The following is a 12,902-nucleotide window of genomic DNA, read 5'->3' as shown; positions in this document are numbered from 1 at the left end:
AGAAAAAAATTATAATTCACCGACCCATTTTCTCTTTTTTACGACTACCATTATATACGAGAAAAATGGTAGACTAGAAAAATGAACAGCAACAACGAAATGCACTTATTTGATTATGGCGAATATCTTCTGAAGCTTGCTCTTAGTAAAACTAATAACTTTGAGCAGGCTGAGGATCTTGTTTCGGAGACTCTGATAAGTGCTATCGTTGCGTTGGAAAACGGTACGAAAATTGAAAATCCGAAGACTTATCTTTCTGGCATTTTGAATCATAAGTTTAATGATTTTCTACGTTCAAAATATTCAAAGCCTGTCATTTCTTATGGTGTAATTCCGGATTTTGAAATTGCCGGCAAGGAAGAAGGGCAGGAGACTGCGCTGGAAAAAATCATCAGAAAAGAAAATGAAGAAAATGTCCGCCGCATAATTGCTCAGCTTTCTAAAAATTACCGTGAAGTTTTAGTTCGTCATTTTATCCATGGCCAGGATTTGCAGTCAATTGCAGACGAACTGGACGTAAATGCCAACACGGTAAAATCCCGCCTGAACACCGCTCGTATGAATGTTAAAGCCAAACTGGAGAATGAAATGGAAAAGTACGAAAAACAGAGTTATGAGCCGGAGTTGCTGCATGTGTGGGTGTATGGAGAAACAGAGACAGGGTGTCCTGTCAGCTATATAAATAACAGTTCCCATCTAATTCATCAGAATATTCTGATTATGGCTTATAAGAAACCATTGACAATTACTGAACTTTCACAGGGACTGGGTATTTCTGCAGCTTATATTGAGCCTATTGTTGAAGAACTGATTTCATATGATTTAATGGCACGCAAGGGAGATAAGGTTTACACAAGCTTTATTATTATTACTCAAGAAGAAAAAGATAATGCTTATGATCATGATAAAGCTCTTGCAGAAAAAAATGCACAGAAAATGTGGTGTGAGCTTGAAACATATCTTGACCGAATTCGTCAGTTAGATTGTTATAAAAAGATGAATGAACGACAAAAAGCTAGTTTGATTCAGTTTTCTGCTATCTTTATTATTCATGAAGCTGTCCGCGAAATTTCAGCTCAAATAACATCAGAACTTGATACAATGAAAGTATTGCATGATGCAAAGTGGCGAGGCTATGCTTATGGTTTTCAAACTTCAATTGATTACAAAACTGACTGGGATTATGTTACAGGACATACTCTTTGTAAATTAAATGGTCCTCATACGGTTATTATTGGTCAGTATAAGAACTTTGAAGATATCAGATTATATGGTTATGATGTAGCAGCCGGCTGGACTTATAGCCAATGCTGGCCTTTAAATGAGTTACAATTTTTGCAGATGTGTTATGCTCTTTATGCTAAAGAAGAAAGTGATATTCCTTTGATAGAGCCAAGATTCTTCGATACGAAAGTCATTGAAAACTATGAAAAATATAATTTTATTGGAAAAGAAATTGATTCAGATAATTCTGGAGAAGGGCACTATACTCAAGTTTTGAATATACCTGTTTTATCTTATAAAGATCGAGAAGTTTTATTCAAAACAATTTTCCATGAATCAATTCTGGATTTCTGCAAAAAGTTTCATTCAGAATTAGAAGAACTTTTTGTAAAGCCTGTTGAAGTTCCAAATCACTTAAAGAAACTGATTCCTGATTATATGAAATATCAGCAATGTGCAGATGCCTTTGTTATGGCACTGCTCTATCAGGGGGCCTGGAACCGCTGGTATAAAAATGAGTTTGCCAGCAATAATGAGCCGGTTCCTGCAATGATAATCTGTCTTGGAAAGGAGCTGAAATAGGGTGGCGCCTTTTGCTATGAAAAACTCGTCATATTTCAAATTGATTCCAGTGTGTGTCTGAATTATACTAAATGTAGTTCCCGGGACAAAACGGCTCGCAAAAAAAAGCGGGCAAAGGAGAATTACTATGGAAAAGAATTATTATAATATCAATGAACTGGCGGTTATTTCTGGTTTTACAACCCGTTCTCTCAGAAACTATATTTCGATGGGTCATCTTAAGGGTGAAAAAATTGATGGAATCTGGCAGTTTACCCCTGAAGAAATAGGCGCATTTCTTTCAAATCCGAATGTTGTACCCGGTATAAAATCAAAGGCAAATGCTGTCGTTTATGATTTTATGGCAGATGCAGAAAAGAAAACTAACAGAATCTGTTCTATTCTGGATTTTGTAATGGAAGATGATGAAGCTGATGAACTTTCCGAGTATTTTTGCAATGCGATGAACAACTGTGCCGATGCTGTCTTAAAATATGAAAAGCATGGTAAAAATACACGCATCATCATTTCTGGACCTGAAGATTTTGTTATGGATTCGATAAACGGATGGTATAAAAAGGAATAGTTTTTCAGGAAAAAAAACAGCAGAGTCTTGCGGCTCTGCTGTTAAGGTTTTATATGACTTTATATTTTTAATTCACTGAATTAGCCGAAAATTGGGCGAACTCTGTTTACAGTGTCACATGCTGCGAGTTTAGCGATGATGTCATCTGTTACAACACCGTCTACGTCGATGATGTTGTAAGCTACGTCGCCGCGTGCCTGGTTGATGAAAGAAGAAATGTTCAACTTTGCTTCACCAAGGATTGTTGTGAACTTAGAGATTGTATCAGGAATGTTTTTGTGACTGATACAAAGACGTGTTCCACCTGCTGGAATTGGGTTGTCTGTAACTGTCTTAGGGAAGTTTACAGAGTTTACGATATTTCCGTTCTCGAGGAAGTCCTTGAGCTGAGCAGCTGCCATGATAGCACAGTTGTCTTCTGCTTCTGGAGTTGAAGCTCCGAGGTGTGGCATACAAACAACTTTTGGATGGTTCAAGAGTTCTTCTGCAGCGAAGTCTGTAATGAGAGCAGAAACTTTTCCGCTGTCGAGAGCTGCGATGATGTCTGCATTGTTTACAAGACCACCACGAGCGATGTTGATGATTCTTACACCGTCTTTCATGTTCTTAATAGAAGCAGCGTTGATCATTCCCTTGGTGTCGTTTGTCTGTGGAACGTGGATTGTAAGGTAATCACACTTAGCATAGAGGCTGTCCAAAGTTTCAGCAATCTTAACTTTCTTGTCGAGCTTAAGAGCTGCGTTTACAGAAAGGAATGGGTCGTAACCCCAAACGTCCATACCAAAATGGAGGGCGAGGTTAGCAACCATAGCACCGATAGCACCAAGACCGATTACACCGAGTGTTTTTCCCATCAATTCTGGACCAACAAACTGGCTCTTTCCTTTTTCTGCGAGATCAGGAATCTCGTCGCCTTTTCCAGAAAGACCTTTTGCCCATTTGTTAGCATCGATTACAGGGCGGCTAGAAAGCAAAAGTGAAAGAATTACAAGTTCTTTTACTGCGTTTGCGTTAGCTCCAGGAGTGTTGAATACAACAACACCTTTTTCTGTAAGCTCTGGGATTGGGATATTGTTTGTACCTGCACCTGCGCGTGCAACAGCCTTTACATTGTCTGAAAGCTGCATTTCGTGCATATCTGCAGAACGTACAAGAATAGCATCCGGATTGTTGATTTCTGATGCGATTTCATAATTATCGCGGTCGAGCTGGTTGAGACCAACTGAAGCAATCTTATTTAATGTCTGAATCTTGAAACTCATTATGCATTCTCCTTAGCGAACTTCTTCATGAACTCAACAAGTGCCTTAACTCCGTCGAGAGTCATTGCATTGTAGATTGATGCGCGCATACCACCAACAAGGCGATGTCCCTTAAGGTTTACGAGACCTGCTGCAGCAGCTTCTTTTACGAACTTGTCGTTGATTTCCTTTTCTTTTGCGAGAGCTGCTTTTTCTGTTTCTGTACGGTCAGCTTCGTCTTTTTTACCAGCAGATGAAGTTTCTGCAGTAGAGTATTTTGTAAGGAATGTAACGTTCATCAAAGATCGGCTTCCAACTTCTGTTGTTGTGTGATAGAAGTTCCCTTCGTTGTTGTCGAGGTAGTTATAAAGGTATTCAGCCTTTTCCTTATTACGTTTGAGCATTCCTTCTGCTCCGCCATTTGCTTCGAGCCAGTGAAGAACCTTTCCAAGTACATAGATTGTGTAGCATGGAGGTGTATTGTACATAGAATCGTTGTCTGCGTGTGTCTTGTAAGCGAGCATAGTTGGTGTACCAGCACGGCAGTTTTCAACTTCAGGAATCAAATCTTCGCGGATGATTACGAGAGTAACACCAGCTGGAGCGAGGTTCTTCTGAGCACCTGCAAAAAGCAAGCCGAACTTAGAAACGTCGAGTGGTTCGCTCAAAACGCATGAAGAAATATCTGCAACGAGTGGAATGTTTCCTGTGTCTGGAATGTACTCGTAGTGTGTTCCCATGATTGTGTTGTTGAAGCAGATGTAAGCGTAATCATAGTCGCCTTCAATCTTTTCAACCTTTGGAATATAAGAGTAGTTCTTGTCTTTTGAAGAAGCGATGATATCAACTTCTACGCCAAGTTTTTTAGCTTCAGCAGCAGCTTTTTTTGCCCAAACACCAGTTTCGATGTAAGCAGCTTTTCCTGTGTGGATTCCGAGGTTTTCAGCAACCATTGCGAACTGAGTAGAACCACCACCCTGAACAAAAAGAACCTTGTAGTTGTCTGGCACGTTCATCAACTTGCGAACCATAGCTTCAGCATCCTGAATGATTGGCTCATAAGCCTTAGAGCGGTGACTCATTTCCATTACTGACTGACCAGTTCCATTATAATCCATCATCTCTGCAGCACATGCCTGCAAAACTTCTTCCGGCAGGCAGCTAGGTCCCGCACTAAAATTGTACACTCTTGCCATACAACGACTCCTTTGTCTTTTTAAGTTATCATTTTCAGCGCATTCAATACGCTTAAATTTTCTATTTTTATGCCTTCCGGTACACTCAGTACCATTCGGGTCATATTTACAATTCCTGTAATTCCGGCCTTTACAAGCCTGTCACACATTGTCTGTGCATCCTTGTCTGCAACTGCGAGAATTGCTAAGGTGATTTTTTCCTGTTTTATCACCCAATTCATATCGCTAGCCGGGTAGAGCGGAAACGTTGAACGAAGGATTTCAACCCTGTTTACGTTTGAATCAAATCCTGCTTTTATTACAAACTGACTGCCGCTGAATAAGCCGTCATCAAGAAGTGCTGCTCCAAGGCGGCCAAGGCCTGCGATGCAGACGTTCTGTTTTTCGTTCTGAACTTCTCCATGAAGTGCATTGCGAATCGTCTGAAGAAGAGTAGCAGTATTGTACCCGTTCTTCCAGCCGCGCGCTGTGTTCTTAATCAGCCATAAATCATGCCGAACAAGAGAATCTTTCCAACCGGTCAATTCACAAATCTTAGCGGAAGTAATTTTCTCTCCGCTCCAGGATTTCAAAAGTTCTTCCAGCTGGACAAGTCTTTTCCTTGTTGCAGACGGCAGATCATTTAATGCTTGCATTATAAAGTTCCTTTTATATAGTGGGAATTGAATTTAGAACAAAAGATGTTGAATTTGAGTGGAATTTTAGCAGAATTCGGGAAAATTTGCAAATAATGTTAAAAATATAACAGTAAATTTTATATATCATGGATTTCTGGTTAAAAAAAAGAGGATCCGGAAAAACTATAAAAACCGGATCCTCAAAAAAATTAGGAGGCAAATTAATTAGTGTGCATAAGCAACTGCGATTCCAGGTGTCATTGTGGTCTCAAAGTAAGACGCAACCTGTTCATCAAACAGCTGATCAAGCATCTTCTGGTATGACATGATTTTGCCAACGTAGTTCAAAGTAGACAAAGGAGTCTTATTTGAACGAACACGGCCGGTTCCTGCATTGTACATTGCAAGTGCAGAAACTTCGTTTCCGGCAGTATTCAGGCAAAACTTAAGGTGCGCCATACCATATTTTGAACTTACAAACGGATCAAAGAAATCTGGCTCCGAAAGCTCGGGAAAGGAGTTGCTGTTCAACTGGAACAAGCCCCGGTCAATCGTAGTGTTAGCGTTTCTGTTGGTCGCGCTTGTGTTATAATTGCTTTCTGTGTGGGCAAGTGAAAATGCCAAAGAAAGCGGAATATCATTTTTCTCAGCTTCTGTAAGAATGGCCTGAGTTACCTCTTTACTTCCAGTAATCTGAAAGTAAAACCACTCTACTGCTGTGCGAGATAATGGCTGACGATATAAGTTCAATCCATTATCGTAGTCGTCTGTAAGACGATTCAGAGAAACTTCAGTAAAATAATCCTGAAAAGCTGCTGAAAGCTCTTCTTCAGTTTCTTCTGACAAATCAATTATAGTCAAAGGCTCAGTTACAGGCTGAACCGGTTCCGATGCATTAGGCAGCAAAAAATAAACTAGAACGGCTGCAGAAGCTAAAACGATGCACAAAAATGCGGTGAGGAACCACGTACCTGCAAGTCTGTTCTGATTCTCTTTAGACTGCATACTTTTTTCCCTCTTGCTCTCTCGTTGTCGCGGTGTATAATGCCACAAATGATAAATATATGCAAGTGATTTTGAAGAAAATTTGTGAATTTTTGTGAAAAATTTACATTTTCTTCGCAAATAGTGCGGTTTGTTGTAAAATTGTGCGGTTAGTATAACACAATGTCGTCTGACAGAGGATTTTCTGCCTTTGTGAAATAGACGTACTGCGCGTGTTTTTTAGCCAGAGTGTCCATAAAAGCCTGTTTATCTTTTAGCTGAGGAATGAGTTCAAATCCGGCTACGCTGGTACAGTCTTTTACGCGGCGGGCAGTGTGGTTATAAGTGTTTATGAAGGCTTCTTCCTGCTCTGGAGTATCAAGAGGTTTGTCAGCAACTGGAACAAGAACAGCGAATGTGTTTGTTTCTTCCATTGCTTTCAACTGATCTCTAAGTTGAGCGAGGAATTCTTCATTATAGATTTCTTCATCCAGTTCTACAGTGCTCCATAGAATATCAATACGTTTAAGGGTAGCTGTATCAACCTCACTGTTATCAGAAATAGTGTAGAGCTTCTTATTCTTTACTGTAAAAATTGGATCAAGTTTCATATTTTTCCTTCAAATAAAAAAATAACCGGGCTTTAAAGACCCGGTTTTATCTGATGAGTATGTTATATCAGGGGTAAACCCCGGATCTTTTCTATTCAGTCAGAATACGGATTACTTCAGCCTTATCCTGAGTGTCAAGAATTTCCTGACGTTTTTCAGGACTCTTGAACAAAAGACTTACTTCTGCAAGGAACTGAAGATGTGGACCTGTCTTGTTTACTGGAGACAAAGTCATAATAAAAATGCGGCAAGGTTCCTGATCCAGAGAATCAAAATCTACAGGATTATCAGAAATACCAATGCAAGCAACCAAATCTTTTACTGTGTCAGTTTTTCCATGAGGAATAGCGATTCCGTGCTTCATACCTGTAGACATTTTGCGCTCGCGGTCCAAAACACATTCGCGTGCTGCATCCTTGTCTGTAACCTTTCCAGCCTTGAACAAAACATCAATCATCTCATCAACGATTTCTTCTTTTGTTGTGCCTTTCAGATGAAGGTTCACGGTGTCTGTTGTTAATACTGTTCTTAAGTCCATAACATAAATGTTATTTCCACTTGCAAAAATTGTCAAGTGGAAAACCCCCTATATAAAGAAAAAATGCTTCTTAAATAAGGAAAAAATAACATCAAAAATCGTGAAGAAAATCCTCTTTTTTTGCAATTACCTATTGACAGAGTAGGTAATTGGATTTATATTGAAGTTGTAAAACCTACTAAAGTAATAGGAGATCAAAAATGAGTAATATTAAACAGAGTGCATTGGAATTGATAGGCGGAACACCGCTTTTACAGTTGAACGGATATTCAAAGACAGCAGGAGTAAAAGACGCAACAATTCTTGCTAAACTCGAATATTTAAATCCGGCAGGAAGCGTAAAAGACCGTATCGCTCTTGCAATGATTGAAGATGCAGAAGAAAAAGGAATCTTAAAGCCAGGTGCAACAATTATCGAGCCAACTTCTGGTAATACAGGAATCGGACTTGCAGCAGTTGCCGCAGCTAAGGGATATAAAGCAATCCTTACTTTGCCAGACACCATGAGTGTTGAACGCCGCAATCTTCTTAAAGCTTATGGTGCTGAGCTTGTTCTTACAGAAGGCGCAAAAGGAATGAAGGGAGCTATTGCAAAGGCCGAGGAGTTACAGAAAGCAACACCAGGCAGTATCATTCCGGGACAGTTCGTAAACCCTGCAAATCCTGCAATTCATAAAAAGACAACTGGACCAGAAATCTGGGAACAGACAGACGGAAAAGTTGATATCTTTGTAGCTGGTGTTGGTACAGGTGGTACTTTGACAGGTGTTGGTGAATATCTTAAGTCACAGAATCCAAACGTAAAAATCGTAGCAGTTGAACCTGCAACAAGCCCTGTTCTTTCAAAGGGAACAGCCGGTGCACATAAGATTCAGGGAATCGGTGCTGGATTCGTTCCAGACGTTCTCAACACAAAGATTTACGACGAGATTCTTCCAATTGAAAATGAAGATGCTTTCACAGAGGGCCGTGCATTTGCCCGCAGCGAAGGTATCCTTGTAGGAATCTCAAGTGGTGCCGCTCTTAAGGCAGCAAGCATTCTTGCAAAGCGTCCTGAAAACAAGGGAAAGACAATCGTAGTTCTTCTTCCTGATTCAGGCGACCGCTACCTTTCTACACCATTGTTCAGCGATAACTAAAATAGAGGAGGGGAAAGCCTTCCCCTCGCTTCAAACCTGCGGTTTTCCGCTACCCCTTCTACGGGGGCTTCGCCCCCGTAGCGCCCCCAGGAGTCTGCCTATGCCAAAATCGTTTTCCGAACTTGAAAAATCACATCCATGTTTTGGTAGCCACGGAGCTACAACAGGCCGCATACATCTTCCTGTATGTCCAGGCTGTAACATCGCGTGCCGCTTCTGCGAGCGTTCAATCAACACAACAGAAAACAGACCAGGCGTAACAGCTCATGTTCTTAAGCCCGAAGAGGCTGCAGAAATTGTAGGAAAGGCAATTCAGATCAGTCCCGAAATCAAAGTGGCAGGAATTGCCGGTCCTGGCGATACCCTTGCCAGCGATAATGCTTTCAAAACTTTCAATCTGATAGGGCAGCAGTATCCGCAGCTCATAAAGTGTATGAGTACAAACGGCCTGCTTCTCAACGAACGTGCCGATGAAGTAATTGCTGCCGGAATCGACAGTCTTACCGTTACCGTAAATGCCGTAGATCCGGAAATTGAAGCTCAGCTCAACGATTACATAATCTGGCACGGCAAAAAAATCGACGGGGTAGAGGGCGCAAAAATCCTCATAGAAAATCAGCTTGCCGGAATCAGAAAAATTGCCGAAGCGGGAATTACCGTAAAAGTAAATACGGTATTAGTTCCGCGCATAAACGGCGCTCACATTTCCGAGATCGCCGCGGCGGTCGCAGAAGCCGGTGCCGAAAAGTACAACATCATACCGCTAATTCCTTCTGCAAAACTCAAGGACGAGCCGGCTCCAAACTGTGCAGAAATCGAGGCAGCACGCCGTGCCGCCGGTGAATATATCGAGCTCTTCCTGCATTGTAATCACTGCCGTGCAGACGCAGCAGGCGTACCGGGAAAATCAGATATTTCCCGCCAGCTTTATGCAAAAATTGGCCCGGGCAGTTATGGAGAAAATTTCTCCCATGGCTGATAAATACCGCGTTGCTATAGCCAGCACAGACGGCGAAACAGTAAACACTCACTACGGAAAATCAGAAATCTTCTATATCTATATCGTCGACGATGATGAAGGCTATGACCTCCTGGAGAAACGCAGCGTAAAACCTGTGTGCCAGGATGGCTTTCACGACAAGTCCGCAATGGACATCCACGTCCAGCAGTTCACCGACTGCAAATACGTAATAGCCAGCCGCATCGGCGATGGAGCAATCCAATCTCTTACTACACAAGGAATTACAGCAATGGAACTTCCCGGCAGCATTGACGACGCCATCCTTAAAGTGTGGAAATACAATCGAATTCAGGGATTATTTTAATTAAACCTATTGACATAGTAGGTAAATAAAAGTATATTGTTATTACCTAGTAAATAGATAGGTATATAACAATAATATTTATATTTTATGGTACGGACATCCGTGCAGAGGAGCTTCTTATGGGCGAAATCAGACAGATAGCAATTTATGGAAAGGGTGGAATCGGAAAATCAACCACCACACAGAATTTGACAGCAGGACTTGTTGAGCATGGAAAAAAAGTAATGGTTGTAGGATGTGACCCTAAAGCAGACTCTACACGACTTTTGCTTGGAGGACTGGCACAGAAAACAGTTTTGGATACAATCCGCGACGAGGGTGAAAACGTTGAACTCGACCGTATCATGAGAACAGGTTTTGGTGGAACACGCTGTGTTGAATCAGGTGGACCAGAGCCGGGAGTAGGTTGTGCAGGACGTGGTATCATCACTTCTATCAGCATGCTTGAAAATCTTGGTGCTTACACAGACGACCTTGATTTTGTTTTCTACGATGTACTTGGTGACGTAGTTTGTGGTGGTTTTGCTATGCCAATCCGCGAAGGTAAAGCTAAGGAAATTTATATCGTAGCTTCTGGTGAAATGATGGCCCTTTACGCTGCTAACAATATTGCAAAGGGTATCAGCCGTTATGCAAAGGCTGGCGGTGTTCGTCTTGGTGGAATCATCTGTAACAGCCGTAACGTAGACCGTGAGCTTGATCTGCTCCGTGCTTTCTCAAAGGAACTTGGAACACAGCTTTTGTATTTCGTTCCTCGCGACAACATCGTACAGCGTGCAGAAATCAACCGCAAAACTGTAATTGAATATAAGCCGGATTCAGCACAGGCTCAGGAATACCGCAACCTTGCAGAAGCCGTAATTAATAATACAAACTTCACAATTCCAACTCCAATGACCCAGGAACGTCTCGAGGAAATCCTTCTTGAGTACGGTCTCATGGAAGCTCTTGAGGATGATTATAAGATCTAGTTTTTAGGTTTTAGGGGATAGTAAATAGGGAATAGTTGGGAGGGGAAGGCCTTCCCCTCGTTCCAGCCCGCTTTGCGGTCTTTCACTACCCCTTCTGAGGGGGAGGCCCCCGCAACGCCCCCCCCTTGTAACATCGCGAGGAGCGCAGCGTACAGTTTGTCATTGCGAGTGAAGCGAAGCAATCCATTTAATAAGGAATACAAATGAGCATAAAAGTTGCAATTGCATCATCCGACGGTCTCAATGTTGATTTACATTTTGGTCAGGCTAAGTCTTTTTTAATTTATGAACTGAAGGGAAGTAAGTTTTGTTTTATTGAAAAACGTGAGGTGCCGGTTCTTGAAAATGAATCGACATCGCCAGATGCAGCGACTGAGTTAAACTTCGGTGGCGGCTGTGGCGGTGGTGGCTTTGGCTGCGGAAGCGGATCGGGCTGCGGCGGTTCAGGTGGTGGTTGCGGCGGTTCAGGTGGTGGTTGCGGCGGCGGTGCTACCGGTCCACTCGCACCGGCCGTAGAACTTCTATTAGACTGCCGATCGGTAGTTGCGGCTCAGATAGGCCAGGGAATGGGACGACAGTTCCAGCGTAATGCAATCAGCGTATTTGATATAGAGCTGCCGATAAGTGAAGCTCTGGAAAAACTTGCCGCTTATTATTTGAAGTTTGGAGAATAGTATGTCATTTTCAATAGAAACAAAATGTCTTCATCTTGAAGAAGATAGTCAGAATAATGACGGGCAGCCTGCCTGTCGTGAAAACTGTAATCACTATGGTTCAATCAGCTTCCCTATTTATCAGACAGCAACCTATGCCCATCCTGGAGTAGGAAAAAGCACAGGCTTTGATTATTCCAGACTGCAAAACCCTACCCGTGAACAGCTGGAAAAAATTGTCTGCCAGCTGGAAGGCGGCACCGATGCCTTTGCCCTTTCTTCCGGCATGGCGGCAATTACTCTGCTCATGGAGCTCTTTAAGCCCGGCGATCACCTGATTGTAGATTCAGATTTATACGGCGGCACAATCCGTCTCTTTGATAATGTTTCTTCAAAAAATGGAATTCAGTTTACCCGTGCTAATTGTTCCGGCGATGACGTGGAAAGTATAATCACTCCGGCTACAAAAGCAATTTATGTCGAAACTCCAACCAACCCGATGATGAACGTAACCGATATTGCCGCAATGGCAAAAATCGCACACGCTCATAAACTTCTCTTGATTGTAGATAACACTTTTATGTCTCCATATTTCCAGAACCCGCTTGCTCTTGGAGCAGATGTCGTTGTTCACAGCGGTACTAAATTTCTTGCCGGTCATAACGATACACTGGCCGGTTTTATAATTACAAAAAATCCGGAAATAAATGAAAAGCTTCGCTTCCTCATAAAAACAACAGGTTCAGGCTTAGCTCCATTTGACAGCTGGCTGGTTCTTCGCGGAATAAAAACTCTTGGAATCCGAATGGAAAAAGCTCAGTCAAATGCAGATAAAATTGCCCGCTGGCTTAAAACTCAGAAGGTTGTTACAAAAGTAATTTATCCGGGGCTTGAAGAACATCCGGGGCACAAAATTATGCAGAGACAGTCTCGTGGTTTTGGATCGATGGTAACTTTCCGCTTGTCCAGTACAGAAAAAGCTCTGAGCATTCTGGAAAAAGTTCGCCTCATAAAATATGCAGAAAGTCTTGGCGGCGTTGAAACTCTGATTACTTATCCGACAACCCAGACACACGCAGATGTTCCGGAAGAGCTCCGTCTTAAGAATGGAATCACCCCGGAAACTCTGCGGCTTTCGGTCGGTATAGAAAATGTTGAAGACCTTATTGCTGATCTGAAACAGGCTTTATAATTTATTATATTGTAAACCTGATGTTTGAATATAGGTTTACAATATAAACGGATTATAATATACT

General features: G+C 42.0%; 14 protein-coding genes. 8 read left to right on the top strand and 6 right to left on the bottom strand.

From position 1 onward, the window contains the following. The first annotated feature begins 81 nt into the window (after positions 1-81). Together AABJ44_RS12115 and AABJ44_RS12110 are read left to right on the top strand one after the other, a co-directional pair. Positions 82-1,806 carry an RNA polymerase sigma factor gene (locus tag AABJ44_RS12115; protein WP_338369313.1) on the top strand — a complete coding sequence of 575 codons (1,725 nt, stop codon included), beginning with the start codon at positions 82-84 and terminating at the stop codon, positions 1,804-1,806. Between the two features lie 127 nt (positions 1,807-1,933). Then, a complete protein-coding gene (locus AABJ44_RS12110; RefSeq protein ID WP_338369312.1) occupies positions 1,934-2,371 on the top strand; it encodes a helix-turn-helix domain-containing protein in 438 nt (145 codons plus the stop codon). Positions 2,372-2,451: 80 nt separating this feature from the next. Here the strand turns inward: AABJ44_RS12110 and AABJ44_RS12105 are convergent, their stop codons facing one another. From AABJ44_RS12105 to AABJ44_RS12080, 6 genes are all read right to left on the bottom strand, one after another. Next, the gene (locus tag AABJ44_RS12105) at positions 2,452-3,633 is read right to left on the bottom strand and encodes a 3-phosphoglycerate dehydrogenase family protein (RefSeq protein ID WP_338369311.1); all 1,182 of its coding nucleotides are present in this window, start codon (positions 3,631-3,633) and stop codon (positions 2,452-2,454) included. Then, positions 3,633-4,808, bottom strand: a complete 1,176-nt coding sequence (gene serC / locus AABJ44_RS12100; protein ID WP_338369310.1) for a 3-phosphoserine/phosphohydroxythreonine transaminase — start codon at positions 4,806-4,808, stop codon at positions 3,633-3,635. The genes AABJ44_RS12105 and serC overlap by 1 nt, the downstream gene beginning before the upstream one ends. Positions 4,809-4,828: 20 nt before the next feature. Next, entirely contained in the window at positions 4,829-5,443 is a 615-nt protein-coding gene (locus AABJ44_RS12095; RefSeq protein WP_338369309.1) for a CoA-binding protein, read from the bottom strand. A gap of 207 nt (positions 5,444-5,650) precedes the next feature. Further along, positions 5,651-6,430, bottom strand: coding sequence for a transglycosylase SLT domain-containing protein (locus tag AABJ44_RS12090; protein ID WP_338369308.1), 780 nt, complete (start codon positions 6,428-6,430; stop codon positions 5,651-5,653). Positions 6,431-6,579: 149 nt separating this feature from the next. Beyond that, positions 6,580-7,020 (bottom strand): hypothetical protein, encoded by a 441-nt coding sequence (locus AABJ44_RS12085; protein WP_338369307.1) that lies wholly within the window; start codon positions 7,018-7,020, stop codon positions 6,580-6,582. A gap of 91 nt (positions 7,021-7,111) precedes the next feature. Further along, positions 7,112-7,558, bottom strand: a complete 447-nt coding sequence (locus AABJ44_RS12080) for a PTS sugar transporter subunit IIA (protein ID WP_022932533.1) — start codon at positions 7,556-7,558, stop codon at positions 7,112-7,114. A gap of 200 nt (positions 7,559-7,758) precedes the next feature. On the opposite strand from AABJ44_RS12080, the gene cysK reads away from it, so the two are divergent. From cysK to AABJ44_RS12050, 6 genes are all read left to right on the top strand, one after another. Then, positions 7,759-8,697 (top strand): cysteine synthase A, encoded by a 939-nt coding sequence (gene cysK, locus AABJ44_RS12075; RefSeq protein ID WP_074642148.1) that lies wholly within the window; start codon positions 7,759-7,761, stop codon positions 8,695-8,697. A 100-nt stretch (positions 8,698-8,797) separates the two neighbouring features. Beyond that, complete coding sequence (locus AABJ44_RS12070) at positions 8,798-9,676, top strand: radical SAM protein (protein WP_338369306.1); 879 nt, start codon at positions 8,798-8,800, stop codon at positions 9,674-9,676. Next, a complete protein-coding gene (locus tag AABJ44_RS12065; RefSeq protein WP_338369304.1) occupies positions 9,669-10,022 on the top strand; it encodes a NifB/NifX family molybdenum-iron cluster-binding protein in 354 nt (117 codons plus the stop codon). The genes AABJ44_RS12070 and AABJ44_RS12065 overlap by 8 nt, the downstream gene beginning before the upstream one ends. A gap of 119 nt (positions 10,023-10,141) precedes the next feature. Then, a complete protein-coding gene (nifH, locus tag AABJ44_RS12060; RefSeq protein ID WP_074642152.1) occupies positions 10,142-10,993 on the top strand; it encodes a nitrogenase iron protein in 852 nt (283 codons plus the stop codon). Between the two features lie 203 nt (positions 10,994-11,196). Further along, the gene (locus AABJ44_RS12055; RefSeq protein ID WP_338369302.1) at positions 11,197-11,667 is read left to right on the top strand and encodes a NifB/NifX family molybdenum-iron cluster-binding protein; all 471 of its coding nucleotides are present in this window, start codon (positions 11,197-11,199) and stop codon (positions 11,665-11,667) included. 1 nt (position 11,668) lies between these two features. Continuing rightward, positions 11,669-12,838, top strand: a complete 1,170-nt coding sequence (locus tag AABJ44_RS12050) for a trans-sulfuration enzyme family protein (protein ID WP_338369301.1) — start codon at positions 11,669-11,671, stop codon at positions 12,836-12,838. Positions 12,839-12,902 lie beyond the last annotated feature (64 nt).

This window comes from Treponema bryantii, assembly GCF_036492245.1.
Classification (GTDB): Bacteria; Spirochaetota; Spirochaetia; order Treponematales; family Treponemataceae; genus Treponema_D; species Treponema_D bryantii_C.
The sequence above is the reverse complement of the archived record's forward strand: the minus strand, read 5'-3'. Positions and strand labels throughout refer to the sequence as shown.

Bases quoted from the DNA above. Each gene is read 5' to 3' on its own strand.
- AABJ44_RS12115 (WP_338369313.1), top strand. From the start codon at position 82: ATGAACAGCAACAACGAAATGCACTTATTTGATTATGGCGAATATCTT.
- AABJ44_RS12105 (WP_338369311.1), bottom strand. From the start codon at position 3,633: ATGAGTTTCAAGATTCAGACATTAAATAAGATTGCTTCAGTTGGTCTC.
- cysK (WP_074642148.1), top strand. From the start codon at position 7,759: ATGAGTAATATTAAACAGAGTGCATTGGAATTGATAGGCGGAACACCG.
- AABJ44_RS12055 (WP_338369302.1), top strand. From the start codon at position 11,197: ATGAGCATAAAAGTTGCAATTGCATCATCCGACGGTCTCAATGTTGAT.
- AABJ44_RS12065 (WP_338369304.1), top strand. From the start codon at position 9,669: ATGGCTGATAAATACCGCGTTGCTATAGCCAGCACAGACGGCGAAACA.
- AABJ44_RS12090 (WP_338369308.1), bottom strand. From the start codon at position 6,430: ATGCAGTCTAAAGAGAATCAGAACAGACTTGCAGGTACGTGGTTCCTC.
- AABJ44_RS12085 (WP_338369307.1), bottom strand. From the start codon at position 7,020: ATGAAACTTGATCCAATTTTTACAGTAAAGAATAAGAAGCTCTACACT.
- AABJ44_RS12080 (WP_022932533.1), bottom strand. From the start codon at position 7,558: ATGGACTTAAGAACAGTATTAACAACAGACACCGTGAACCTTCATCTG.
- AABJ44_RS12110 (WP_338369312.1), top strand. From the start codon at position 1,934: ATGGAAAAGAATTATTATAATATCAATGAACTGGCGGTTATTTCTGGT.
- AABJ44_RS12070 (WP_338369306.1), top strand. From the start codon at position 8,798: ATGCCAAAATCGTTTTCCGAACTTGAAAAATCACATCCATGTTTTGGT.
- serC (WP_338369310.1), bottom strand. From the start codon at position 4,808: ATGGCAAGAGTGTACAATTTTAGTGCGGGACCTAGCTGCCTGCCGGAA.
- nifH (WP_074642152.1), top strand. From the start codon at position 10,142: ATGGGCGAAATCAGACAGATAGCAATTTATGGAAAGGGTGGAATCGGA.
- AABJ44_RS12050 (WP_338369301.1), top strand. From the start codon at position 11,669: ATGTCATTTTCAATAGAAACAAAATGTCTTCATCTTGAAGAAGATAGT.
- AABJ44_RS12095 (WP_338369309.1), bottom strand. From the start codon at position 5,443: ATGCAAGCATTAAATGATCTGCCGTCTGCAACAAGGAAAAGACTTGTC.